Source organism: Hungatella hathewayi WAL-18680, from assembly GCF_000235505.1.
Taxonomy (GTDB): Bacteria; Bacillota; Clostridia; order Lachnospirales; family Lachnospiraceae; genus Hungatella_A; species Hungatella_A hathewayi_A.
In genome coordinates, this window is sequence record NZ_JH379027.1 from 34,446 (window position 1) to 59,428 (window position 24,983).

Here is a 24,983-nt window from a genome sequence, read left to right on the forward strand (position 1 = left end):
AATATGAGGATAGGTAAACACTTTTGGGTATTAATTATTGCCGTGCTCATTTCTTTATCAGCTATAAGCAGCGTAATGGCAGAAGAAATAAATTCTAATGTAACGGATATTCCAACCTTGGAAATAACTAGGGATGAAACAGGATGTTACTCTGTACTTGCAAAGGATCATGAAGGCAGTATCATTTTTACTGAAAAGGGATTGACGGGAACAATAGAGGATATTATAGAACATTCATACAGTAATATATTCCGGGCTGCGACAAAATCATGCACCCATATTCCCTGTAACCATGAAATTGTTACCGGGGGCATAAATCATGTAATCGACTGGGATACCGATATCTGTACTATGATTACAAATGATTTTTATAGATGTGCCTGCTGTGATCAGATTCTTGGGATAGTTCCAGGAAGTACCACGGTAGTTGGAACACACCCGGCACACTAAATAATTATCGTATAGAAGATGGAAGGTGAAATATGAGAAAATTTAAAAGCAATATATTAAAAGTTTCATTAGCAATGGGTCTGTTACTGTCGAGTTCATTTCCAGCCTATGCGGTTTCTACGGATTCTACCGTAGTAGGTGGCTGGGACGAAGATACAGGGTATTTTGTAAATGCAGATGCCTATAACAAAGCTATGGAGAAAAGAGGTCTTTTACGGTCAGATCCCGTTCATGAAGGAGAAAGGCAGAGGAAGGATCAGAGCGGCAATACTTATTTCCGAGCACATGGCTGGACCAGTTGGCCTGGGGTATATCATTACACGAGAGCAAGAATGGAGACATATGGAGGTAGTATTTTAACAGATTCAGGGCGTAAATGGGGGACAAGCGAAACCCAGGCAACATCACCGTGGCATAAGTTTGATCCAGATGTCAGTGACAGGGCCAGGACATATTATGGTTCCGAGGAATAATATTCTATCCTTGAATTTTTAAGTGACTTTATAAATTTTCAAGCAAAAATCCGAATGTGAGAAAATACATTCGGATTTTTGTCACATTTACTATAACCTTTACTTAAAGATAATACCTGTGGGAGAAAATAATATGATCAAAAGCAGCCGTATTTATAATTTTTTCTTTAAAAACAGTTTTAGCGTTTTATGTATTATGTTACTTACAGTATTTATTTTTATTGTGGGAATAACATTAACCTCTCTTACGATCTCAAAACCAACTTCAGAAAATAAAGAGCATGTTTCGATTGGTGAAAAACGCTATACTTTAATAGACAATTTTCTTGACGCGGATTCCTTTCGTGAGTTTAGGCATAATGATAAAAAGGTAAATATGCTGGGGGATTTTTATAACAAGCTTACAGGCATGGATAATGCTAAATTATTATCTATGTTTAATCAGTCTGTTGTTATAGATGATTTTCAGGGGGATGAAAAATTTTATTACCACACAAAGGAATTCCGTGATAAATTCCCAGATGCTGAACTTGCAATAAAGTCAATGCAAATGAATCAATTAGCCTTTGAGCACAATAAGTTGAAGGTAAAAAAAGGAAATATGCCTATATGGAATAAGATTAGTTTTAATGATAATACATTTCCTATCTTACTGGGGTCTTCCTATGAAGGAATATACAATATCGGAGACATTGTTAAGGGGAGTTTTTATACTAAAAATATAAATTTTCAAGTAATTGGGATTTTAGAAGATAACACCCAAGTATATTATAAAACTGATCCGGCATATATGTTGGACGAATATATTATTATACCGTATCCAGCAATGGCATGGACAGTCAATCCCAATGATTTTGTGTTCGAGGGCATCCTGTACTTTGCCTTAGTTAATTCAGATATTGTGATAGATTCCGATGAAAAAAATTTTTTGACTGGTATCCGCGCTATTGCCAATTCTACAGGCTTTGTTGATTTTTCTTTAGTCGGCATTGATGATCAGATAATCAAAAACCAAGAATTGATTTTTATGATATCAGAGCATCAACGTCTTATAGGCTGTATTTTAGTGGTTATGTATATCATACTCACGGCTGTTCTATATTGTCAGCTAAAAGTACACTTAAAGAAGAATGATATTTCAGGTCAACCCGTGTTTAATGGTCCTTCTGATAGAAAAAAATTTTTTCGTAAATATAGTATGTTTTATGTGATAAGCTTTATACTGTCGTTGGTTCTGCAGTTAAGATTAATTCCACGAATATTTTTGGGTGTTTTTGCTGCTGAACTTTTGATTTTAGGTAGTGTGTATCTAATAGTGAGCCTTGCTTATTATAAAATGTTTCTAAAAGAAAATATGAAATAAGAACTGCTTATTTTAGGGTTTTAAATAAGCACAAAGTACCATTAAAAATTTAATAAAATGTTAATGTGTATGCTGTTTCCAATCCGTGAGGTTAATTCCTTTTTTATAAAAAAAGGAGTTACACATGGAAAGGGACAAATTATGCAGTAAAATTAGGGATTATAAAAATGGCAATCGGATTGCATTAAATGAGATTATCAGTCAAATGACACCATTGGTTAAAAAATTTGCACGAAAATGTTTTTTTATGGAATACGATGATGCCTTTCAAGAATTTTCAATGGTGTTAATTGAGGCAGTCTCTAAAATCCGTACATATGAAAATGACGGTCAGTGTATTGTCTATATTAACACCTGTTTTAAAAACAAATACTGTTTGTTATGTAAAAACTATTATATCTATAAAGAGATTGAAGAGTTATACGAAAACAAAGATATCCCGTCACAGATAGAGTGTTTTAGCGATATCATTTTTATTATTGATATAAGCCGATATATTAACCAGATAGAATGTGATAGCCATAAAAAAATTGCAGAGCTGTACCTTGTGGAAGGAAAAAGTGATCGGGAGATATCGGAGACCCTCTGTATTTCCAGGCAATATGTTAACAGGGTACGAAGAAGATTGCTCAATGATCTGCGGACAGAATACTTTATGCAAAAATAGTTAGGGCGGTTCCATTATCGGAAACCGCCCACTATTTATTATGCTACTATTGCCACTTTAGCTGCGGCTCCCAGTACAGCTTTAGTTGCTGCAATGAGCCCGCTGATACCACCTGCAAGCAATAGTGCTTTAAATGCTATTGCAAGTCCGATAACCGCAGCTACACCTACCACCACATTAATTTCTTTACGATATTCGGTTACGAATTCCTCGACAAGTTCAAAAAAACGTGCTCCTGCAGAGTCATCTGATTTCAAACAAAGTGTGTATTTGAAAACAAAATTAACAGGTGGATACCCATCGGCAATTTGTACTTCTTTTTTAACCGCATATGAAATATAAAACCAGGTTCCATCTGCCTCTGTTCTGATTCCGCTTGCTACGACAGACGCACCAGTATCGAGAGACATATTGATATCGAAAACAATATCTGCCAAACTCTGGGCATCTTCAAGTCCTGATTCCTCAAAAGTAAGTGTAAGAGCTTCTGAAAGAGCAATCTCCTGGGACATTGCAATACCGCCCTCCACATCGAAGGTAACAGCATTCGGATTATTGATGCTGTTGTCAAAGATAGTTGTATCAGCACTTGCCTCAACAAGGGCTTTGCCATTAGGAGGCATGGGGATTGTAGCTTCGTAATTCAAAGTAATCTGCTCAGAGGGAAGTATGATATAACATGCATCCAGGAACTCCCTATAATGATCAACCAAAATTTCATTGATTTCTTCCTCTGTCGGAGGGGCAGGAAGTTCAATGGCTTCTCCTCCATTATCGCCATAACCATCTATCGTGGAATGATTGCGGTTATAAGTTCTTTGTTCCACCGCGTCTATTGTGGTATTTCCTTCAATCGTGGTGACATAATTTTCATCTCCATCAACGACAATCCCAGTATGAGCCACCCGGCCCAGTTCATCGTTGTAGAAGAAAATGACATCGCCTTTTTTGGGAATATAACCGCTGTTTCTCTTGTGATATTTCTGGCGGTTCTTGTACCATGTCATTCCAGACGGACACCATGCAAATTTGGGCACAAGGGTGTCGAGAACGCCTGCCTGGTATGCACAGTAAGAAACAAACATGGCACACCACGGACTTCTATTCATCTCATACCACTGTCCATAAGGCGTGATGTTATTTGCATTGTCTTCTGCAAATCCCCAGGCCAGCTCATGTTTTACCACATTCAGCAGTTTTTCTACACCGGTTCCTGGCACGTCAACCCGGTAAACTTCAAACAACTTTCTCCATGTGCCTCCGCCAACAATTCCGTCAGCTTCCAATCCATGCGTTGTCTGGAATGAGAGTGCAGCATTATGGGTTTCCTGTGAGAAAATACCATCAATCGGAATCTGGTAGCCCAATTCATTGAAAAGCCTCTGAAGGTAACGGGTCAAAGAACCATTAGAACCTAATTTCAAGGTAGAGGAAACTGTCCCGCCGCCTGCGGTTCCACCCAAAAGCAGAGCTTTAGTGGCATTGCCGATCATGCCGTCTGCTACCAGGTTATGATCTGTCTGGAACTGTAATACTGAGTTATAAACTTTTTCAGTTGCAATTCCATCTACAAATCCTACATCATAACCGCGGTTAACAAGTGCAGTTTGAAGCGGCCGGATTTCATCACGCATCTTTTCCCAGGTAACTGTATCAACCATTCCGTCAGCTGTCAGCCCTTTGCGGGTTTTGTAGCGGTCAACTGCAGATTTAGTTCCCGGTCCGTAAACTCCGTCCGTACCGTTTGGGTTGATACAACTGATTCTTAGCGCATACTGGAAATATAAAACTCTGGGTCCCCTGGACCCTGTTTTTAATGGCAATGCGTCGGTAGCGCCGTCTTCCACATCACTGAATAAAAGCTCATAAGTGGCAGGTCCTACCTGTCCATCGGCTGTAAGCCAGTTAGCCTCCTGGTATTTTTTTATTGTCTCAACCAACGCGGAGGTTGCCAATCCATCAACAATCGCAATACTGTAATTTCGTTCAAGCAGACGGCTCTGGATATCCGTAATTTGTCCTTTTAAAGTATTCCAGGTTGTGGTGTCTGCAATCCCGTTGTCCGTAATTCCGTATTTTGCCTGAAATTTTTTTACTGCCTCCGCAGTTCCGGAACCAAAAACTCCGTCCAGCGCGCCTGGACTACAGCACAAGATTCTAAGTCCGTACTGAAGGTAAAGAACGTAGTCTCCCCTGTCCCCAATCGACAAAGGCAGCATGGATTCATCGCCGCCCCCCTGATCTTCATTAAACAGCCTTGCGCGGGTCGCGGCCCCTACCATGCCATCTGCTGTTAGATCCCTGCTGCTCTGGAAACGAATGACTGCGTTATAGGTACTGTCCTTTGCAATACCGGTAATGGCTCCGGTATAGAACCCTTTGTTTTTTAATGCCTGCTGGATTGGTTTGATTTCTGCAAGCAGACAATTCCAGGTATCATTGCCAACAATTCCGTCAACTGTCAATCCCCACTCTTCCTGGAATTTCTCCACGGCGGCCTGTGTTCCGGGACCAAATGCTGAATCAATACTGCCTGGATTACAGCACATAATTTTAAGACCCTGCTGTAAATATTTTACCTGAATTCCTGTGTCTCCATTTTTTAGTAACATAAAACGTCCTCCATTCAAATTATTTGAATTTGCAAATTCATATAATAAAAAATAAAAAGGACGTTATTTGTAAACCGAAGTTTAATAAAACAATGTGGTTGGATTAGAAAATCGCAAAGAGAGCCGTTTTAATTCGCTAATCGGACTTTTCTTTGAGGACAGCTTGAATAGTATCGAGTTTTTCATTTACTGTATTTACGATGGAAAGCTTTACCGTAAGCTGTGTCAATAGTTCCTGGTACTTTCGTTCACGGGCTTCCTGTAATTCGTCTAACTTGTCATTCTTTTTTATGGTATATAGCAGCAGAAAAACAAATAATACTGCCCAAATTCCCTGGGACTGCACCAGATTGACGATTAATTCTTCCAATATTCAACATCTCCTTTCTGTAAGTTTATAATCTAATAAGAGCAAAAATATAGATTATGGAAACCGTACATGAAATTATTTAAGAGAAAAAATATTAGCTGAATATAACATCACTGGTGATCTGATGGCAGTGCCTGATTATTACCACCTGCCTGCCCCATTAAATTTCTATTAATTATAGGGATAGGGTCTTGCTATTTTATGTATTATCCGGTATGATAAGACAAATTTTGAAAATAGAGGACTTTATGGACACCGCCATGGATGACGCTGCCCGGTTACCCGATTTAAGTGTATATCTTATGACATTATATACGCGCGGCCTGCGTCTTTTTGAGATGCTGGGTCGCGCTTTTTCTCTGTTTTCCGGTAACAAGGGGATGAATTTACAAACAACAAGGAGACGCTTATGAAGAGAAGCAGGCTATGGCTCTTATTTCCCATACTGTCAGTATTTATGATTATTTTTGCTTTCTGGCTTTCACGTCAGGAAGGGAGCTACAAACAGACCATAGAGCTTTCATTTGAACCTGTCCAGGATACGTTCACAATAGAGCTTCAGGCCGAAGAAAAATATATGGAGCCTCATGTGAGCCATGGGGACGCAGAGTTAATGTGGGAAAGTGCAACGGGAAATGGGAAAAGCTATTTAAGAATGAAAGGAAAACTCCCGGAGCATCGGCTTGGAAAGCCTGTTGCGCTGCGTATCGAGAGCGACTCAGGAAATAGAATCAGGGAAATGGAAATACTGTCCGTCAGCGGGATATCTGCGGCCGGCTGCCATATTGATGTGGTGAAAGACGATACCTGGCCGCTCTATGTTGGTTTTTCCATCGCCTTAATTGCCGCCATGGCGGTTTTGCTGGCCGGAAGCTTTGGAGTGATAAAGAAGAGGAAGAAGTTTGCTTATGCGTTAGAACTGGCGGAGGGATTGAGGGATGATCCGTCAGCCGGGGACTGTTTTAAGGAGGGACAAAGATACTTTCTTGCAGTTGAGAGAATGTGTATTGTGGATACTCTATCGGGGATGCTTTTCGTATGGATTTCGGTCCTGTGGGTTTACCGGCGGTCTTACAGTCCGGGCTGGTCTCGGGCAATCAGCTGGTTTCTGCTTGCAATGGCCGCATTTTTCATAATTACTTATTTTCTTCGGATTTACAGAAACCGGATAATGCTGCGCCCGCTGCTCTGCGAAAACCGTCCTTTAAGCGCTTCTGCGGCCTGTCTGCTGTCTGGAATCAATGGAATCGGAAATATGAAGGAACGGGCGATTTCCTTGCACAATGCCGCGGTGGGATTATACCGCAGCGGCCGGGTCAGAGAGGCTCTGACACTGGAAGATCTGGCATGGAAGCTGGCAGGAAAGCATAAAGGCGCCATGCTCTGTTTCCTGCACAGCGATCTGCGCAGCGCCTGCCTGCGCTGTTTGGGAGAAGAACAAGCGGCTGAAAGAGAAGAACTAAAGCTGGAGATTATGCTTGAGGAGACGCCGTGGCTCTGTAAGAATAAAGATATTCAGATGCGTTCACTGTCCGCAAAGATTCGCGGTCTGATAAGTGGAGGTGATTTGGAGCAGGCTGAAATAGAAGGGAACTATTATTTAGACCGCTGCCACAATGATTACCACCGCCTTCCTATGTTGGCTATGATAGCAGAGGTGAAGGAAATGCTTGAAAAGCCCCTGGAAGCGGCTGACTTGCGGAAACGTCTGCTCAGTTACAGTCCTGAAAATCATGAGGTCTTAAAGGCTATGGCCTACGGACCCTGCACTTATTCATATACCAGGCTGAAGGCGCATGACTTTACCGGAATTATATTACGAGCGGCTTATGTGCTGGCTGTCATGTTCTTTCTGTTTCAACTGGCAGACGGGGCAACTCACTCCAAAGGACAGGAAGACAGTCCTGTTTACACAGAAACGGAAATGTCCTCGTCTGCCGGGATAGACAACCGGGAAACTACACCGTCTGCTCTGAAAGAAACGGCGTCCGGGGAACCTGCGGAATCCTTAGTTAGAAAGGCGGCGGATTTTTCCATCACCTACCCGGAGAACTGGGACGGACTCTATGTTGAGAAGCCTTTGGAAGGGGGCGGAATTTCAGTTTTCCAAAAAAGTTCTTTTGAACAGAACGGGGACGGGCTGCTGTTCTCGATCCGTATTTTTAATAATGGTGATTATGTGAATGAACCAGACTATGAGATCTTAGGCTATGACGGAGCGAATGTATATGCTATGAGCTTGCCTACGGATGTGACCTTTCTTTTAGAAAATGAACAGGTACAGCATGAGTATGAACAAATGGTGTGGGACATTGAACCGGTTAAGTACAGCTTTCGCATAGATTCCGATTCAGCCCGGTATGACGGCAGCGAATTTATATTTCCAAACAGCAGCGATGCCGCTCTGAACGAGGCTAATTTGCTGAATTTATCCGCGCAAAGGCTGCGGATTGCGAAAAACGAGATTTACGCGCGGCACGGGAGGCGCTTTACGGATATGGAACTGCAGCAATATTTTAATAGTTGTAGTTGGTATGAGGGTAAAATTGAGCCTTCTGAGTTTACAGACGACCTTTTAAACGAACTGGAGAAGAAGAATGTACAGTTGATTCAGAAGCAGCAGGAACGTATGGAGTAGCGGATAGTTATAAGAAAATATCAAATCTACAGTAGGCGCTATTTCATAAAATAAATAAGCATGGGAATATACAAAAAGGAGTTTCTATGAAAGTGAAAAAAGTTTTGGGGATTATAATGGGTATATTGGGAACTATTTTGGTAATTATTGAGATTCTATTGAAAATGAAAGAAAGTATGTCCATATCTGTTATAGGCGGTGCAGATGGGCCAACTTCTATATTTTTAGCTGGCCGAATAGGCGGGAATATATCTATTTTAATAATTATTTTGGGAGTGATTCTTATGGTTATAGCAGGATTCATTCTTTTTAAGCGTAAGCACTGACTTCCGATGCTCTTTCTTCTTAATAGGTTTGTTTGATATAATTGGCTTAATCAGAAATAGCGGAGGTGGTGTAATATAAATGAATGGTTCTGTACTGATACAATCCTTAAAACAGTTATGGGGTATTATTGTTCTGGAATATAAATATCACGGCGATCTTCCCAGTATTGAAAGCTATCATCCGCAGGTGAAATATGCTTTGCCCTTTAGCGGTGAGTGGGTAGTTGTAAATGGCGGGGTAACTGAAAAAACCTCTCATTCCTGGGAGATACCAACGCAAAGATATGCTTATGATTTTGTTATCCTGGATGGCGCCGGCAGCAGCTTTCAGGGAGAAGAGACAGAAGCAGGTTCCTTTTATTGTTATGGCAGGGATATTTTAGCTCCGGCAGACGGCACGGTGGCGGAAATTTGTACCGGGAATCCGGATAGCAGGATCACGAAGAACAGGGCCGCCTCATGCAATGCCCGTGATATTCGGGGAAATTACGTTCTGATTTGTCATTCTGATGGTGAATACTCCTTGCTGGCCCATCTTAAACCTGACAGTATACGGGTGTCTGTGGGGCAATCCATAAAAAGGGGAGAGAAGATCGCTGAATGTGGAAATTCGGGGAATACCTCGGAGCCACATCTCCATTTTCAGGTACAGTTGGGAAAAAGCTTTTATTCCTCTCCCGGGCTTCCGGTTGAATTTGAAAATATCAAAGTGAAGAAAACTTTGAATTATGAGAAGTTTGATGATAGATATTTGAAGGAATATAGTGAAAATTATTATCCGCCGTTTATTGGAGTTGGGCAGACGGTCTATAATGTTAATACCGAAGGTTGGAACCGTGATTCGATTATTTAATAGGGGAATCAAACTTCATAGAAGGCAGGTCTGACAGGGTAACTAAATAGCGCTGTAGGTTAAGAGGAGGACTTTATGAAACAATTTGTACTGTATGCATTACTAAAGGCATTTGTGATTTCTGTTGGCTTTGATTTGGTGTGTCTGATTTATGGGGTAGTATCCGGCAATCCTTACAGAATAACCTTAGCGGGTGGAGTAATATGTTTCCTGGTATTGTTCTTTGTTGAACTAATTGAGTGTTTATGGAAGAGCCGAAAAAAGTAACAGGTTTTATAATTTGATAGCCGATTTCTTCGAGATGATTGATATGAGGTAAAACAATATGGAGTTTAGAAGATTAACAGACAGCAATCATGCCATGTATCATCAGGCGATGGATCTATACCAGGCCAGCTTCCCGATTCATGAGCAAAGGGAAAGTCATGTACAAACCTGTATTATGGGAAATGAAGCATATCATTTTAATTTGATTTATGAGAACGATATGTGGGTCGGTATGATTCTCTGGTGGGAGACGGCAGAGTTTATCTATGTAGAGCACTTTTGCATCCTGCCGAAAATGCGCGGTAAAAAGTATGGGCAGAAGGCATTGGAGCTTTTAGACGGGGAGCGAAAAACAGTCATTCTTGAAATCGACCCTCCTACTGATGATGTATCCGTTCATCGCAAGCAGTTCTATGAGCGTTCGGGATACCAGGCCAACAGGTATTCTCATGTTCACCCGCCCTATAAGAAGGGCTTTAAAGGGCATGACCTTGTTGTGATGTCCAGTCCGGATCAACTGTCGGAAGCAGAGTATCGCGCTTTTAACAGTTATTTAAGTGCGGTAGTCATGAAAAGTTAAAACCTGGCAATCAGGCAGTAAGACACCATATAACAGTTTTTATAGGGCCTTACCGCCTTTTTATTTTTACGAATCAGAATATGTCTATAAGTTCTGTTCTAAAAACTGTATACATGCCTGCTCCATCTGCTTCAGACCAATCGCTTCCATTGGAAAATGACCGGCGCCTTCCAGGATTACAGTCTGTTTTTTACAAGCCAGGCGATTGTAAAAGAGATTGCTTAGCTTTATATCTGTCCAGCGGTCATCTCCAGGATGTGACAGTAAAACCGGACACGCTGTAAATTGTTCAGGTTCTATTCTTATTTCAGGATTGAGCATGGAATATATAAAGTTTATCGGGACTCTCACGCCAGAGGATTTCTTATCTTTCATAAGAATCCGGGCTACCTCTTTCTGATTGACTATGGCTTTCATATTTCCGATCCACTTCATTGGAATTTTTACTCTGCCGGCAAAAGTGTGCATAGCTGTCATAAGGGGCTTCGCCATAAGCCCCAATAATGGATTTCTAGCTGAGTTCCTGGTGACGGTTTTCTCCCGCTGATCGAGAATACAGGAGACAATCAACCCTCGGATATTTTGACTTTTACAAGCAATCTGATAAGCTAACATTCCTCCGGCGCTAAATCCAAACAGGAATATGGGTAAGCTCTCATTACTCTGATAATATTTTACTATTTCTACGCTGCATGAAACCCAGGTGTCATACGTTATGTCCTTTATATAGCAGGTACAGCCGTATAAAGGTAAATCCGGGCAGATTACCTCAAACCCGGCTCTTGCCAGTGGCAGGGCGATGCAGGAAAGTAATCGTCCATTTCCCCCAACCCCATGAAACAGTATCAGCCGGCCCTTGGACACAACTGGCTTGTAGTGGTCGATATGTATGTCCATGCCAAGGATCGGTATAAAATACTCTTCAGGCAGATTGTTCGTAGTTAACCGATTGCTTTTAGGTAAATATGGTTGAAGCATTCTCCAGAACGGATCGCAATGATAAGTTTGTATGTTTGTTTCCTCCTTTAAATTAACTGTCCCACTTGTGGCACTTATGATTTTATAGTACAATAAGAATCCAGTCAACTATGTTAAAGCAAGTTCCACATTTAACGTAATATGTGGCAGGAGGCATTATGAAAGCGCTGAAAGAAAACCCGATTGCAGCCCAATCAAAGCAAATGATATTAAAAGCATTGCTGGAGTTAATGGAGTGTAAAGCCTATAACAGCATTTCCATCAAGGAACTGGCGGAGTGTGCCGGGCTTGACAGAAAAACCTTCTATCGTAACTTTAAGTCGAAGGAGGAGGTGTTGTATTTACGTCTCCATGAATTGTGTCAGTTATATATAAAGGAATTGAAAAAGCTACCGCAGTTCACCTCATATACGGTATCAAAGGCATATTTTCTTATCTGCCGGCAGAATGCGGATTTTTTTATGCTGTTGAAAAAGAATGATCTGCTTCCTTTGGCATTACTTAAATTCAATGAGTATTTAGAGGAATTGATTACTTTATTCCTCGACGATCCTGTATACAGGAAGAAATCTCAATACGAGATTTACTACCAGGCAGGTGGGTTCTGGAATGTCACGATTCGGTGGCTGGAAGAAGGCGCAAAAGAAAGTCCGGAAGAAATGGCACAGATGATAGGCGCTATCATGCCGCCGCTTAAAGTTGAGGAGTAAGAAAAGCCTGATTAATGAAAAAACAGGGGATAGTCTGAAGCATTTACGCTTTGAAACTATCCCCTTAGTGCTTAAACCCTAAACTGAATGATACACTTTAATAATGTTATACTAAGTTCCTGGAACAAATCTTCATCGTAGCTGCCGTCAATAATTGAATTTTTGATAAGCAGCGGCCGGTACATCTCCAAAATTTCAGCGATAGCCGGCTCATTTCCTGCTTTTGCCTGCTTCAGAAGTTCCATAAAATCCATTTCTGCCTTCTCCCATCCTCTGTTTGATTTTTTGAATCGTGCGGTAATAAATAGCGGCTGCGCCTTTATAAGTGATTCCTAACTCTGCGGCAAGCTCCTCAAAGCTCTTATCCTCCAGGGCGTGTGAAAGAAAAACGTGCCGCTCACGGTCTGTTATCTGTTTCAGCGCATAAATAAGCGAATCATTTTCCAACTGCATAGGAAGCGGCAAATTATGATACACTTGCTCGTCATATTCTAAATCCCAGGCTTCGTCCTCCATAGAACATTCCATACGGAGTTTCCTGTTTCTTTGGTTCATGTAATCTTTTCGGCGTCTGTTTACAGCCGTTACCAGATATGATGTAAAACGGTTCTGCAGTTTCTCTGCTTCTCCCTGTCCATTATTTCTCTGCCACATGGCGTTTCCTCCATTTTCAAGAATTGTTGTGCGATTCTTGAAAAATGGAGGTCCGCGGCAGCGGGTGGGGACTTTAAAACAAAGAAAGCAGCCATGAGTACGCCAATATGCGTAAACGGCTGCTTTTCTGACTGATACATTGAGAAGTTCAATAGTTAGCCCATCACTTCTTAAAAGTGGTGGTATCCGTATAAATACAGATACTTTTTCTTGAAGTAATCTAAAAAGTCCTATTGGGTCAAGTATCCTGAAAGCTGTGTGTCGTGGAGCTGTATGGCTTTTGAACAGCTCAATGTTGTGGATAGTATTTTTATCCATAACATTGCTCCTAGCCCGCAGCTATGCGGACGGCACACAGGCGGCGTCTCATCCTTTTTCTTGGATTTGGCAGCACGAGCTGCCACCCTGCCGATATATTTTTTGTTGTTTTTAAAGCGAGACGGGACTTCCTGCAAAAGAACAGGGAGATCCCGGCATTTTATAAATGACAAGTCCCCCTATTGACATTTCCGTATTCTATTGTGGTATTCTGACTGTGTCTGCTCCTCCCCAGTTATATTTAAGCTGCCATAAGTAAATTTTATTAGGAAAGTGTTAGATAAACGTGAGTTAATTGTGAGTAATGTATAAGACCGTTCGACAAATTTTGCACGTCAGATATTTGGGTCATGAAAATGAATAAATATAAAGACAGTCTAAAGTTTTTATAAACAAACAAATTTTGGCTTGCGATTCCACCCTCCGTCCCGTATAATAGGCGCAATATCTGTTTTACGGAAAGGAGGAATACGATACCATGGACAACGCCGCAGGCGACGCTGCCCCTTGTACATACGCTCAAAACATGAATTGTTATGATACTACGCACGTCTTGCGCCCTTTTGCGTCCAAGAGGTGCTTTTTTCGTGGTAAAAGCATCTGCGGTATTTCGATGGTCAACTTATGAACCGATTATTTCAGTATTTGAAAGGTCTTCCCCCGGGACGTTTGATAACTTTGGGGTTTGCAGCGGTGATCTTATTTGGAACCTTTCTGCTGCTGTTGCCGGTGTCTGTGAATCCGGGCATGAAGGTAGAGGTAATTGACGCCCTCTTTACATCTACAAGCGCAGTCTGCGTGACAGGTTTGATTGCCATAGATACCGCCGACCATTTTACCGCATTTGGACGGGCTGTGGTTGCGCTGCTGATCCAGATTGGAGGACTGGGGGTTACCTCTGTCGGCGTGGGTTTCATTTTAGCAGCCGGTAAACGGGTAGGCTTTAAGGGCAGGGCGCTGGTGAAGGAAGCATTAAATGTGGACAGCTCCAAAGGTGTAATACGGCTGGTTAAGGCGATCCTGCTTATGACGCTGTTATTTGAAGCGATGGGAGCAGCCTTGAGCTTTATCGTATTTGTACAGGATTATCCGCCTTTAAAGGCTATGGAAATCAGTATCTTCCACTCGATTGCGGCCTTTAATAATTCCGGATTTGATATCCTGGGAGGGCTGCAGAACCTGATACCATATCAGACGGACGTATTGCTGAATCTGGTGACCTGCGGTCTGATTATTTTTGGCGGTCTTGGTTTCCTGGTTATTCTTGATGTTTTGAAAATGAGGTCTTTTAAAAAGCTCTGTCTCCATTCAAAGGTTGTTATTACCACGAGCGTGATTCTTCTGGCGGCTGGCACGCTGCTTTTAAAAGCAACCGAGGATATATCATGGCTGGGAGCATTTTTTCAGAGCGTTTCGGCACGAACGGCAGGATTTTCTACATATCCGATTGGAGAGTTTTCTAATGCAGGATTATTTACGCTGACAATGTTAATGTTTATCGGAGCGTCTCCGGGATCAACGGGCGGCGGTATCAAAACCAGTACCTTTTTTGCCCTGTTAGTATCCGTGAGAAGCCTTATGACAAAAAAGCATTACGGAGCGTTTCACCGGAGTATACCGGCAGAAGGAATTTCCAAGGCTTTTATGATTGCGTTTCTGTCTTTTCTGGTAGTGTGCGGCGGAACCTTTCTGCTCTGTGTATTAGAACCGGGATATAGTTTTATACAACTGATGTTTGAAGTGACCTCGGCCTTTGGCACGGTTGGGCTTTCTACTGGAATCACGCCGGAACTGGGAAGTATCAGCAAACTGGTGATAATTCTCATCATGTTTATCGGCAGACTGGGAGCCTTTACGCTTGCTTCCATGTGGGTATGCAGGCAGATGCCTCATGCCAGGTATATAGAAGAATCAATTATTATAGGTTAAGGAGATACAAATGAAAAATACGAAGCACACCACATTTGGAGTGATTGGACTCGGGCGTTTTGGAACAGCGCTGGCGAAAAGCCTGGCGGAAGCCGGCAAAGAAGTAATTGTGGTTGACTGTAATGAGAGTAAGGTCCGGGAGCTGCGGCACTATACGGAACATGCATTTGTCGCGGAGGATTTGACAAAGGAGACTCTGGAAGATATCGGAATTCAGAATTGTGATACGGTCATTATCTGTATTGGGGAAAAAATCGACACCAGTATCCTTACCACCTTAAATGTGGTAAGCCTGGGGATTCCCCAGGTGATTGCCAAGGCAATCAGCCGGGATCAGGGCGCTGTGCTTGAAAAAATCGGGGCGGAGGTCGTCTATCCGGAAAGGGATATGGCTTTGAGGCTTGGGAAACGGCTGGTATCCAACAATTTTCTGGATTACATTTCGCTGGATAATGAAGTGGAGATACAGCAGATTCCCGTTGCGTCTAAAATGGTGGGAATGACTGTGCAGGAGTTTAATATCCGGCAGAAATATGGGCTGAATATTATTGCGATTGAGCGGGGGCATGTGACGGATATCGAGGTGTCACCGCAATACCGTTTTGGAAATGACGATATTATCGTAGTAATCGGAAGGGTTGAAAAAATCAAACGGTTTGAATCGGACATAGAAGATTAAATGTGTAAGGAAGGCTGGAATATCAACCTATGCAGACAGAAAGACTGCCAACGGCTTCCCAGGGGGGAGGAGAGTATACCGCTGGCAGTCTTTTTCTATTCTAATCTGGTGTGAAAAGCAGAGTTAGAATCTAATCAAAATTAACATCTCCAACAGGAAGGGCTATATTTTTACCTTTCCTTAGAATACAGCTATATGTAAACATTCCCAGGCACCCGACCGCGAACAGTATTCCTATTGGATAGGCTACGGAGGTAGAAAGACGCATCCCTTCTTCCGCCATCAGAATATAGGTACAGGATACGGCTGACATAAAGGTTGCCGGTAATGCTGTCACAAGATAAGCTCTTCCGCGTTTTAATAAATACACGCTGGCTGCCCAGAGAGCGATCATAGCCAGAGTCTGGTTACTCCAGGAGAAATATCTCCAGATAATCTGTACGTCTATCTGGGTGAGGAAGGCTCCTACACCTAACAGAGGAACTGTCAGGACCAGGCGGTTTTTAATGGGCTTCTGATCGTAATTAAACCAGTCTGCCAGGGTAAGCCGGGCGCTTCGGTAGGCGGTGTCTGCTGAAGATATAGGACAGGCGATAACGCCAATCATTGCGATAACCGCGCCTATCGGTCCCAGCAGGGTAAAGCAGATTTCATATACCACGGACGCCTGCCCCTGTCCGAGAGCGGCCAGCAGCCCGCCGGTGCCGTTATAGAATGCGGCTCCCGCAGCAGCCCAGATCAGAGCGATAATGCCTTCTGCGACCATGGCGCCATAGAATACGTTTCTTCCGCTCTTTTCACTTCTCATACACCGTGCCATCAGCGGAGACTGGGTGGCATGGAAGCCTGAAATGGCTCCGCAGGCTACAGAGATAAACATAACCGGCCATATGGGAGTCCCGTTGGGGTGAAGGTTCTGCAGGGTGATTTCAGGTATCGTATAATTGCCGCTGAATAAAATCATTCCGCCAACGCCAAGTGCCATCACAATCAGGCAGATCCCGAATATAGGATAGATTTTTCCAATCAATTTATCAATGGGTACAAAGGTTGCAAAAAAGTAATAGACGAGAACAACAATCAGCCAGAAATTCATATCCAGCACTTCCGGAGTCAGCATAGCCAGCAGGTTGGCGGGACCGGTCGAGAAGCTGACGCCTACCAGTACCAGGAGAACAACGGAGAATACGCGCATGACCTGTTTCATTCCGTTTCCCAGATACATGCCGGTTAACTCGGATACGCTGGCTCCCTTGTGGCGCATGGACATCATGCCGATCATGTAATCATGGACTCCGCCGCCCAGAATGGTTCCCAGGGTAATCCACAGGAATACGGACGGTCCCCAGGCGGCACCGGCTAAAGCTCCAAAGATAGGCCCCAGCCCGGCGATGTTTAAAAGCTGAATCAGGAAAATACGGGCGGTTCCCATGGGAACATAGTCAGCGCCATCTTCCATGGCGATTGCCGGCGTGCGGCGGTCATCCGGTCCAAATACTTTTTCGGCGAATTTACCATAAACAAAGAAACCGCCGACTAACAGGAACAGACAGATAAAGAAACTGATCATACGTTACGCCTCCTTTTTTTGATTTATTTTATGGTCTTATTATACAGAAAACAAATAAAATGAAAATATTTTTTGTGGGAAATGTGAAGTTCGACGAGCGAACAGCAGACTTCGGCGCAGAAAAAGGGCTGAAAAAAGGACCGTCATCAGGAAGGCGGTCCTCAAATCTTCATTCTCTGCCGAAAGGCTTTTGTTTTTTCCCTTCCTATGGGAAATATCTCGGAGCCACAGCCCTTCAGTTTCAAAGCCAGTCCATTGTTGGCCCAGGGGAAAACTTCGGAGACAAATGCAAGGTTGACAAGATAGCTTTTATGAATTCGGAAAAAACCGAGGTGAGAAAGCCTCTTTTCATAATCTCCAATCAGGATATTTTCCGCATAGCCGTCTGTCACGGTATGTATCATGCAGCCGCGGCCGCTGGTTTCAATATAGATAATGTCTTTGGTGTCCGTAAAAATCACCTTGCGGTTAAATCTGATGGCGATTTTATTTTCCATCGGGTCTGAAACGGACAGGCTTGCGCCGGGGACAGCCATACACTTTTTCAGGACGCTCCGCAGGCGGTCCGGCTCAACCGGTTTTAAGATGTAATCGGCAGCACCCAGTTCAAAGGCTCTGACTGCATATTCAGAGTAGGCGGTGGCAAAAACAACCGGTACGTCCGGAAGAATTTTCTGCATGGCAGCGGCCAGGGTGGTGCCCTCCATGTCGTTTAAATTGATATCCAGGAAAGCCAGGCAGATATCCGGAGTCGAAAGAAAAAGCTCCAGAGCCGCGGCTCCGCTTGCCGCTTCCAGAATCTCAGCTTCCGGCAGGATATCGGTTATCAGAAAAGCCAGTTCGCTCCGCGCGGGGCGTTCGTCATCGACAACCACTATTTTCATCTGTTGTACCTCCTGATTTTATCTGTATCCGTTCCATACCGCTATTCTGCAGCTTCCCAATCACCAGACCTGTGAGCGGCACTGGAAAAGGGAATTAGAAATGAAATCCTGGTTTCTCCATCGGTGTGCTGGATGGAAAGGCCGCCGGAGGAGCCGTAAATTTTTTTTAGCCGCGTGTGGACGTTGTAAAGCCCATAGGATTTATCTGGTTCCTGACCGGATAAAATGGCTTCTACAATGGTTTCCGGAATTCCGGGACCGTGATCGGCCACTTCAATTTGTATCCCCTCCGGCGTCTTCCGGGTGCGGATTGCAACAGATCTAAGCCCTGCTCTATCAGCGCCATACCGCACGGCATTTTCCACTAACGGCTGCAAAATGAAGGAAGGGATAAGACAGTTCAGTCCTTCCGGAACATCAGTCTCTATCAGCAGGTTTTCTTCAAACCGTGCTTTTTCCATCTCCAAATAGCGGAGAACCTGATACAGCTCTGTTTGCAAGTCCGTCATTTCATGGTGTGGTTCCAATGTCTGGCGGTAATATACGGAAAGCGTCCGTGACAGCTCCCTGGCCCGCTCCGGGTTTTCCCTGCACATACAGGAAATGGTGTTCAGAGCGTTATGCAGGAAGTGGGGATTGACCTGGGAGCGCAGAGCTTTTATTTCTGCTTTCCGGCGCAGGCTTTTCTCGTAATTCAAATCTGCCAGCTCCAGCTGTGTGGAAAACAATGTGGAGAGATTCTCTGCAAACACAATCCGAGACTGTGATCTGTGCCATCGTTTTTTATAAAACAGGCCAAGACAGCCGGATACCTGGCCCCGGCTTGTCAGGGGGACCGCCACTAATACATAATTTTTGAATACAGAAGTAAGTGGATCGGGGGCGCTTGCATCTGACACACAGATGGTCTTATTCTGCTCCATGGCAATTTTTATATGGGAATTCATAAGGCTTTCCACCGAAGTAAAGTCCTTGTTTCCTGAAAGGCAGGAAAAAGCCAGGATATGTTCCCGGTTGGTAATCATGACAGCCGAACAGGTGGTGGACTGGAAGATAATATCCGCCGCCGCCTTTATATCCTCGGGACTGTCCAGCCCTTTGCGGAGGTGCGGCAGGCATTTGCTTGCCACATGCAGCGCCAAGCTGATACCGCTGGTTCTTTCATTATCCTTTTCCATGGATAATGCCCGGAAGGTTCCAATAAATACCACCATGCCGCAGGAGTTTAATATAATCATTGGCAGAGCAATCTCCTTCACTACTTCCAGGGCGGAGGAAAATGGGCGGGCAATCAGCAGGATCAGAAGCATCTGGCAGACTTCGGTGACAGCGGTTAGCAGAAACAGCATTCCATTGTCCCACTTACCCCGGTGGAAATACCTGGAGCAGAAAACACCAATCATGCCCTCCGCCATCGTAGACACTGCACAGGCGGCAGCGGTCAACTGACCTGCCTCATAAAAGTATCGGTGGATACCGCCAATCAATGCGGCTCCGATCCCGATTACGGGTCCTCCCAGCAGACCGGCAGACAGCACGCCAATAACGCGGGTATTGACGATAGCTCCTCCTGTCTCAATACCTGTATAAGTGGCAAGTATGCTGACAAAGCCGAACAGGACGGCAGCCAGAAGCTGACTTGGAACGGATAAATTTTCGCACGTTAACATGTTTCTGACAGTGGGAATTCTGGTCAGAATGAAGGCCAGGAAGATTAGAAATCCTATATTGAATAGCAGGGAGAGGAAAAGGTTGTCCGGCATGGATAAGGCGCTCCTTTCCGATACTGTTAATATGGGGTGTTACAATCATTTTAACATGAAAGTAAAGGTATAACAAATATTTTTTTATGATTTTGCAGACATATAAAATGTCAAAAACTCTTGACATTTTGTATTGAAATTTATATACTTAAAGTGTCAAAAGTTTTTGACATAATGGAGCGTGGTTTATCTGTGGAAAGGAGTTTATTATGAGGGAGTTTGGACTTGTTTTGTTTGTTGTTTTTCTTCTTGTAATGGTGATTTTAAATGTTTCTATGATTATATCGCTGATAAAGCCGGGAGACGAGCGAAGGCAAATGATTATATGGAAGGCCAGTACATGGACCTTGATTGCAACTATGGGCAGTTTGGTCTTTCGTGTAGTAGAGAGTGTTATCAAGGTAGAGAAAATGAGTGTAAACCCTTTTATCACGCTTACTTCTGCTGCTGCGATTTATTTTATATGCCTTTTATATTACCGGAGAAAATATGGCGACTGATATGGAAAATATTATAAGGAGTATGAGAAAACAGCAAGGCTTATCCCAGGAAGAGCTGGCTAAAAAATGCGGCGTTTCCCGCCAGACCATTAATGCGATTGAAAATAATAAGTATGATCCAACTTTAGCGCTGGCCTTTCATTTAGCAAAAGAATTGCAAACTACAGTTGATAACCTTTTTATATGCCAATAACACTTAAAGAGTGATGCGGCATTTCTCGGAGTTTAAGTTAATACAGTTAGATACACAATATATAGAAAAATAATCTTGATTTATCCAATATATTGTGTTAAACTGTTCCTGTAATTGATTTTTGTGCGTAACCTTCAGGTAAGGCGGATATTTTATGATGTAGAATAAAGATCCGCATTGCACACGTTGTTAAGTTTGTATCTTTGTACCAGTAGTATCATTGCGCCTTTCCGGCCGGTGATTATACTTGGTTTTTTTATTTTAAGGTTTTTTCTTTTTTGCGAGAATGGTTGTGGTCCATAGAACATTATGGACATGAGGTGCTTTGCCCCTTAGCCGTTCTCGCTTTTTTGCTGCCCAAACGCCTGTATATGGCTTTGAGGATAAATTTTATGACAGAAAGGTGGTACGGACATGAATGTAAAACAGAAGCAGAGCTTTCGAGGCAATTCAAGAAGGAGGTTGATTTCACAAAGATGGAATACTGGAAACAAAAAAGTGGAATTACGGAATTGGAACCGCTGTGCAGTCACAAAATCGGTTTTTATTCCCCGCAGAGCGCGAAGGGGGTGCTAATGGATGGCTTTGAACGGCGCCCTGAAGAGGGATCGGTACCGTCCGCTGGTACTCGTAGATACGGAAAATCTTTCGGAAGAAGAATGGCTTTCTTACCGGAGACGCGGGATCGGCGGCAGCGATGTGGCAGCGATTCTCGGCATATCACCGTTTCGCACGTCCAGGGATTTATACTATGATAAGTTGAACATTGTTTCAGTCAATGACAATGAGGAAAACTGGGTAGCCATGTCGATAGGCCATCTCCTGGAGGATTTGGTAGGCAAAATATTTCAATATAAAACAGGCTTGGAGATTTACCAGATAAAAAAGATGTTTTATCACCCAAAGTATCCTTTCATGCTGGCGGATCTTGACTATTTTGCAACCCTGCCTGATGGTACGACAGCCTTGCTGGAGCTGAAAACCACAAATTATAATGCCCGCAGCAAGTGGTGGCTGGATAAACAGGAAATAGTCCCGTCTTATTATGAAGCCCAAGGGCGGCATTATATGTCCGTCATGGATATTGACCGGATTTTTTATTGCTGCCTTTACGGAAATAATCTGAATGAGGTGATTATCCGTGAACTGAAACGGGACCTTGCTTACGAAGAAGAAATGATTTTTTTAGAGCAGGAATTCTGGCAAAACCATGTACAGGCACAAGTACCTCCGCCCTATACGGAAGATGGCGATCTCATCATAAAAAGTGTCCGCCGCTATGCAGGCCATGCAGATGAAAACGCGTCTGCGATTAATTTTGATGAGAAGATGAAAGAAAAGCTGATTCGTTTCCAGGAACTTCAGGAGCAGAAGAAAACCTATGAAGCGCCTGCAAAAAAGGTAAAAAATGAGTTAGAGCGATTAAAAGCTTTGATGATAGCGGAAATGGGTACCAGCTGCACCGCAGTCTGCGAGCAGGACGGAACCAACTATACAGTTACTTATAACCCGGTACGAGAGCCTGCAATCAGTAAAGATAATCTAATGCGTCTGAAAATCCTGTATCCGGAAATTTATAAGGAGTTTGTCACTGTCTCTGAATCCAGGAGGTTTCATATTGCCGCTTCGGCGAAGAAAGCCGCTTAAACATTTGATGAAAGGAAAACATATGAAAACAAAATGCAGATATACGGTCATGAGCATTTGCGTAGCAATTTCCCTTGTTTCTGGTGCTCTGAAAGTTGTTGGAGTGATTGAGTTGGAGTGGCTTGCGGTATTTGCTCCAATTTTAGCCGGCCTGGCATTTAAGCTGGCGTCATTACTCCTTACACTGACAGTAATCCTGTTTAGATGGAGGTTACGAAAATGAAGTATACCGGGACTTACGAAAAAACCATATTTTATAATCCGTCAAACAAATACTGTATTGTTATTGTCAAATCTTCAGACCAGACGATACCGGAGAATGTGCGCTCGCTTGAACGAAATAAGGATCACCTGATCCGTTTTATTGCTGTAGGGTATGAACTTCCCCGCACAGACGCGGTGGAGTTGGAATTGGAGGGAGAATGGGTCCTCAACAAAAAACATGGTTATCAGCTGCAGGTGGAGCAATGGCAGGAAATTGTTCCAAAAACAAAGGGGGGCGTGGAGGGATATCTTTCATCCGGTCTGATTAAAGGAATTGGTCCTAAACTGGCTGCTGACATAGTAGCCCGGTTCGGCGTGAGTGTTATCGACATTCTGGAAAAGCAGCCGGAACGCCTGCTGGAAGTCAGAGGAATAACGGAAAATAAGCTGGAGGATATTAAAACCTCTTACGCGGAAAACCGTATGCTCCGTGATTTGATGACTTTATTGGCGCCTTACAAGCTGACACCCAAAACGGCATTAAAGATATACCAGCATTTTGGTCCTGCCAGCATAGAAATTCTTGAAAATGACCCTTTTGCATTGTGCCGTATTCCGGGCTTTGGCTTCCGGAGGGTGGACAGTATCAGGCAGAAAAGCGGAGGCGATCTGCATGACCCTATGCGTATCAAAGGCGCACTTCTGTGCGTGCTGGACGAGGCCAGGGGAAAGAGCGGACATTTATATCTGGAAAAGAAGGAGCATATAAAAGCGGCTTTATACCTTCTGAATGAAAAAGTTCTGCTTTCCAACAATCGCATTCGGGAACAGCAGGTGACGGACACGCTGCAGGAGCTTATTCTTAACGGGGCGGTCGTGTCGATGAAGGAAAATATTTATAAACCTAATATCTTTGAGATGGAGGACGAGACGGCACGCCAGATTGCTCTGCGTTTACTGGATAGAACGCCATGTCCCAACATGGATTCTCTTTTGGAGCAGGTAAAGAACCGTTTTGGTCTTTCTCTGTCCAACATGCAGGCAAAAGGCGTACAACAGGCATGTATGTATAATTTGTCTATAATAACAGGACCTCCGGGATCGGGTAAGACTTCTGCTATTAAAGCGATTATCGAAATGTTCCGCATTCTGCATCCGAAAGGGATCATCAAGCTCATGGCTCCCACTGGCCGGGCAAGCCGGCGAATGGTGGAGAGTACAGGGTTTGAGGAGGCCAGCACGCTCCACAGTGGTATGTGTATCGTCAGTGAGGAGGACGAAAACTACCGGAAAAAAGAACCGGATCTTTTAGAGGCTGATTTAGTTATTGTGGACGAGGTTTCCCTCGTAGACATGTGGCTGATGAGCCAATTTTTTAAGCGGCTGAAGCGGAACACAAAAATCGTGCTTGTGGGTGATGTGGACCAGCTTCCAAGCGTAGGCGCCGGCAATGTACTGTATGAAATGATACACTGTGGGCTGATTCCGGTCACGGTGTTGGACGAAATCTTCCGACAGGAAAAGGGCAGCACGATTCCCCATAATGCCAAACTGATCAACCAGGGCTGTACAAGGCTGCACGGTAGTGACGATTTTATTTTTATTCCCAGCGTCAACCAGGCAAAAGCCGCGGAAACGATTGTAGAGCGGTATTGTCAGGAAATAGCGGAAAATGGAATTGAGCAGGTACAGATTCTCTCGCCGTTCCGTGAAGAAGGGGCAGCTTCCGTAGCACATTTAAACGCAGTAATCCGGGAGAGGGTGAATCCGTTTTGTTCCACAGAAGATGAAATACATACGGGAAGTAAGTCCTTCCGGGTGGGCGACCGCATTATGCAGACAAAAAATACGGAGCATGTGTCCAATGGAGATTTAGGATTTATCCGATATGTTAAGGATACGCCCGAGGGAAAACGGGTCGGTATGGATTTTGGACCCGGTCGGGAACTGGAATATGGGTTCGAGGATCTCTCACATGTTGAGCTGTCTTACGCCACTACGGTTCATAAAGGAATGGGTTCGGAATTTTCGATTATACTGTTTCCAGTGCTGGAGGCCCATAAAATCATGCTTTACCGCAATTTGATTTATACAGCGGTTACGCGCGCCAAAACAAAGGTGATGCTGGTAGGGCAGAAATCAGCGCTCCTTACGGCTATTCACCGGAATGGAAATAATAAACGCAATACGCTCCTGGGACACAGAATCCGGTTATATTACAGAGCGTTTGCCAAGAGCGCGGGGATTCCGATACCGGCAGATTTAGAAGAACTGGAATTAAAAAACGCAGGTTAAGAATGAGATACAATGTGCAGAAAACGCATGAGGTGTCTCTTATTTTATTTATGAAGGGAG

General features: G+C 43.6%; 25 protein-coding genes. 17 read left to right on the forward strand and 8 right to left on the reverse strand.

All coding sequences use genetic code 11. The features are described 5' to 3' along the window. The first annotated feature begins 3 nt into the window (after positions 1-3). The 4 genes from HMPREF9473_RS00175 to HMPREF9473_RS00190 all read left to right on the forward strand — a co-directional run bounded on the left by HMPREF9473_RS00175 (position 4) and on the right by HMPREF9473_RS00190 (position 2,953). Positions 4-450 (forward strand): hypothetical protein, encoded by a 447-nt coding sequence (locus HMPREF9473_RS00175; RefSeq protein WP_006776441.1) that lies wholly within the window; start codon positions 4-6, stop codon positions 448-450. A gap of 32 nt (positions 451-482) precedes the next feature. Continuing rightward, on the forward strand, positions 483-923 hold the full coding sequence (locus HMPREF9473_RS26645) for a hypothetical protein (protein ID WP_006778090.1): 441 nt from the start codon (positions 483-485) through the stop codon (positions 921-923). A 133-nt stretch (positions 924-1,056) separates the two neighbouring features. Continuing rightward, positions 1,057-2,286, forward strand: coding sequence for a hypothetical protein (locus HMPREF9473_RS00185; RefSeq protein ID WP_006776443.1), 1,230 nt, complete (start codon positions 1,057-1,059; stop codon positions 2,284-2,286). A gap of 124 nt (positions 2,287-2,410) precedes the next feature. After that, positions 2,411-2,953: a sigma-70 family RNA polymerase sigma factor gene (locus tag HMPREF9473_RS00190; RefSeq protein ID WP_006778091.1), complete on the forward strand. Its 543-nt coding sequence runs from the start codon at positions 2,411-2,413 to the stop codon at positions 2,951-2,953. A gap of 38 nt (positions 2,954-2,991) precedes the next feature. Here the strand turns inward: HMPREF9473_RS00190 and HMPREF9473_RS00195 are convergent, their stop codons facing one another. Both HMPREF9473_RS00195 and HMPREF9473_RS00200 read right to left on the reverse strand, forming a co-directional pair. Next, the gene (locus tag HMPREF9473_RS00195) at positions 2,992-5,565 is read right to left on the reverse strand and encodes a peptidoglycan-binding protein (RefSeq protein WP_006776966.1); all 2,574 of its coding nucleotides are present in this window, start codon (positions 5,563-5,565) and stop codon (positions 2,992-2,994) included. Between the two features lie 136 nt (positions 5,566-5,701). Continuing rightward, a complete protein-coding gene (locus tag HMPREF9473_RS00200; RefSeq protein ID WP_006776967.1) occupies positions 5,702-5,935 on the reverse strand; it encodes a BhlA/UviB family holin-like peptide in 234 nt (77 codons plus the stop codon). A gap of 409 nt (positions 5,936-6,344) precedes the next feature. Between HMPREF9473_RS00200 and HMPREF9473_RS00205 the strand changes: the two genes are divergently transcribed. From HMPREF9473_RS00205 to HMPREF9473_RS00225, 5 genes are all read left to right on the forward strand, one after another. Continuing rightward, a complete protein-coding gene (locus HMPREF9473_RS00205) occupies positions 6,345-8,573 on the forward strand; it encodes a YARHG domain-containing protein (protein ID WP_006771615.1) in 2,229 nt (742 codons plus the stop codon). A gap of 86 nt (positions 8,574-8,659) precedes the next feature. Further along, positions 8,660-8,899, forward strand: a complete 240-nt coding sequence (locus HMPREF9473_RS00210; protein WP_006771614.1) for a sodium ion-translocating decarboxylase subunit beta — start codon at positions 8,660-8,662, stop codon at positions 8,897-8,899. Positions 8,900-8,978: 79 nt separating this feature from the next. After that, positions 8,979-9,752 (forward strand): M23 family metallopeptidase, encoded by a 774-nt coding sequence (locus HMPREF9473_RS00215; protein ID WP_006771613.1) that lies wholly within the window; start codon positions 8,979-8,981, stop codon positions 9,750-9,752. 75 nt (positions 9,753-9,827) lie between these two features. Beyond that, positions 9,828-10,019, forward strand: a complete 192-nt coding sequence (locus HMPREF9473_RS00220; RefSeq protein ID WP_006778092.1) for a hypothetical protein — start codon at positions 9,828-9,830, stop codon at positions 10,017-10,019. A 58-nt stretch (positions 10,020-10,077) separates the two neighbouring features. Then, positions 10,078-10,599: a GNAT family N-acetyltransferase gene (locus tag HMPREF9473_RS00225; RefSeq protein ID WP_006771612.1), complete on the forward strand. Its 522-nt coding sequence runs from the start codon at positions 10,078-10,080 to the stop codon at positions 10,597-10,599. An 84-nt stretch (positions 10,600-10,683) separates the two neighbouring features. Here the strand turns inward: HMPREF9473_RS00225 and HMPREF9473_RS00230 are convergent, their stop codons facing one another. Next, positions 10,684-11,670, reverse strand: a complete 987-nt coding sequence (locus HMPREF9473_RS00230; protein WP_006778093.1) for an alpha/beta hydrolase — start codon at positions 11,668-11,670, stop codon at positions 10,684-10,686. 65 nt (positions 11,671-11,735) lie between these two features. Between HMPREF9473_RS00230 and HMPREF9473_RS00235 the strand changes: the two genes are divergently transcribed. Then, positions 11,736-12,287 (forward strand): TetR/AcrR family transcriptional regulator, encoded by a 552-nt coding sequence (locus tag HMPREF9473_RS00235; RefSeq protein WP_006771610.1) that lies wholly within the window; start codon positions 11,736-11,738, stop codon positions 12,285-12,287. Positions 12,288-12,358: 71 nt separating this feature from the next. Here the strand turns inward: HMPREF9473_RS00235 and HMPREF9473_RS00240 are convergent, their stop codons facing one another. Next, positions 12,359-12,541, reverse strand: a complete 183-nt coding sequence (locus HMPREF9473_RS00240) for a helix-turn-helix domain-containing protein (protein WP_006778094.1) — start codon at positions 12,539-12,541, stop codon at positions 12,359-12,361. After that, positions 12,498-13,259, reverse strand: coding sequence for a sigma-70 family RNA polymerase sigma factor (locus HMPREF9473_RS27160; RefSeq protein WP_006771608.1), 762 nt, complete (start codon positions 13,257-13,259; stop codon positions 12,498-12,500). The genes HMPREF9473_RS00240 and HMPREF9473_RS27160 overlap by 44 nt, the downstream gene beginning before the upstream one ends. A gap of 624 nt (positions 13,260-13,883) precedes the next feature. Between HMPREF9473_RS27160 and HMPREF9473_RS00250 the strand changes: the two genes are divergently transcribed. After that, on the forward strand, positions 13,884-15,188 hold the full coding sequence (locus tag HMPREF9473_RS00250) for a TrkH family potassium uptake protein (protein WP_006771606.1): 1,305 nt from the start codon (positions 13,884-13,886) through the stop codon (positions 15,186-15,188). 10 nt (positions 15,189-15,198) lie between these two features. After that, complete coding sequence (locus HMPREF9473_RS00255; protein WP_006771605.1) at positions 15,199-15,867, forward strand: potassium channel family protein; 669 nt, start codon at positions 15,199-15,201, stop codon at positions 15,865-15,867. Between the two features lie 130 nt (positions 15,868-15,997). Here the strand turns inward: HMPREF9473_RS00255 and HMPREF9473_RS00260 are convergent, their stop codons facing one another. The 3 genes from HMPREF9473_RS00260 to HMPREF9473_RS00270 all read right to left on the reverse strand — a co-directional run bounded on the left by HMPREF9473_RS00260 (position 15,998) and on the right by HMPREF9473_RS00270 (position 20,084). Next, positions 15,998-17,437, reverse strand: a complete 1,440-nt coding sequence (locus HMPREF9473_RS00260) for a carbon starvation CstA family protein (RefSeq protein WP_006771604.1) — start codon at positions 17,435-17,437, stop codon at positions 15,998-16,000. A gap of 161 nt (positions 17,438-17,598) precedes the next feature. Then, positions 17,599-18,321, reverse strand: a complete 723-nt coding sequence (locus HMPREF9473_RS00265) for a LytR/AlgR family response regulator transcription factor (protein WP_006771603.1) — start codon at positions 18,319-18,321, stop codon at positions 17,599-17,601. Positions 18,322-18,362: 41 nt separating this feature from the next. Continuing rightward, on the reverse strand, positions 18,363-20,084 hold the full coding sequence (locus HMPREF9473_RS00270) for a LytS/YhcK type 5TM receptor domain-containing protein (protein ID WP_006771602.1): 1,722 nt from the start codon (positions 20,082-20,084) through the stop codon (positions 18,363-18,365). A 209-nt stretch (positions 20,085-20,293) separates the two neighbouring features. Here HMPREF9473_RS00270 and HMPREF9473_RS00275 point away from each other — a divergent pair, with 209 nt between their 5' ends. The 5 genes from HMPREF9473_RS00275 (at position 20,294) to recD2 (ending at position 24,923) form a co-directional block, all read left to right on the forward strand. Beyond that, positions 20,294-20,584 (forward strand): hypothetical protein, encoded by a 291-nt coding sequence (locus HMPREF9473_RS00275; protein ID WP_006771601.1) that lies wholly within the window; start codon positions 20,294-20,296, stop codon positions 20,582-20,584. Further along, the gene (locus HMPREF9473_RS00280; RefSeq protein WP_006771600.1) at positions 20,574-20,777 is read left to right on the forward strand and encodes a helix-turn-helix transcriptional regulator; all 204 of its coding nucleotides are present in this window, start codon (positions 20,574-20,576) and stop codon (positions 20,775-20,777) included. Before HMPREF9473_RS00275 ends, HMPREF9473_RS00280 begins: the two co-directional genes overlap by 11 nt. Positions 20,778-21,356: 579 nt before the next feature. Continuing rightward, positions 21,357-22,424, forward strand: coding sequence for a YqaJ viral recombinase family protein (locus HMPREF9473_RS00285; RefSeq protein WP_006771599.1), 1,068 nt, complete (start codon positions 21,357-21,359; stop codon positions 22,422-22,424). Between the two features lie 7 nt (positions 22,425-22,431). Next, on the forward strand, positions 22,432-22,647 hold the full coding sequence (locus HMPREF9473_RS27880) for a hypothetical protein (RefSeq protein WP_006771598.1): 216 nt from the start codon (positions 22,432-22,434) through the stop codon (positions 22,645-22,647). Continuing rightward, positions 22,644-24,923 (forward strand): SF1B family DNA helicase RecD2, encoded by a 2,280-nt coding sequence (gene recD2 / locus HMPREF9473_RS00295; protein WP_006778097.1) that lies wholly within the window; start codon positions 22,644-22,646, stop codon positions 24,921-24,923. The genes HMPREF9473_RS27880 and recD2 overlap by 4 nt, the downstream gene beginning before the upstream one ends. The last annotated feature ends 60 nt before the right edge of the window (positions 24,924-24,983 follow it).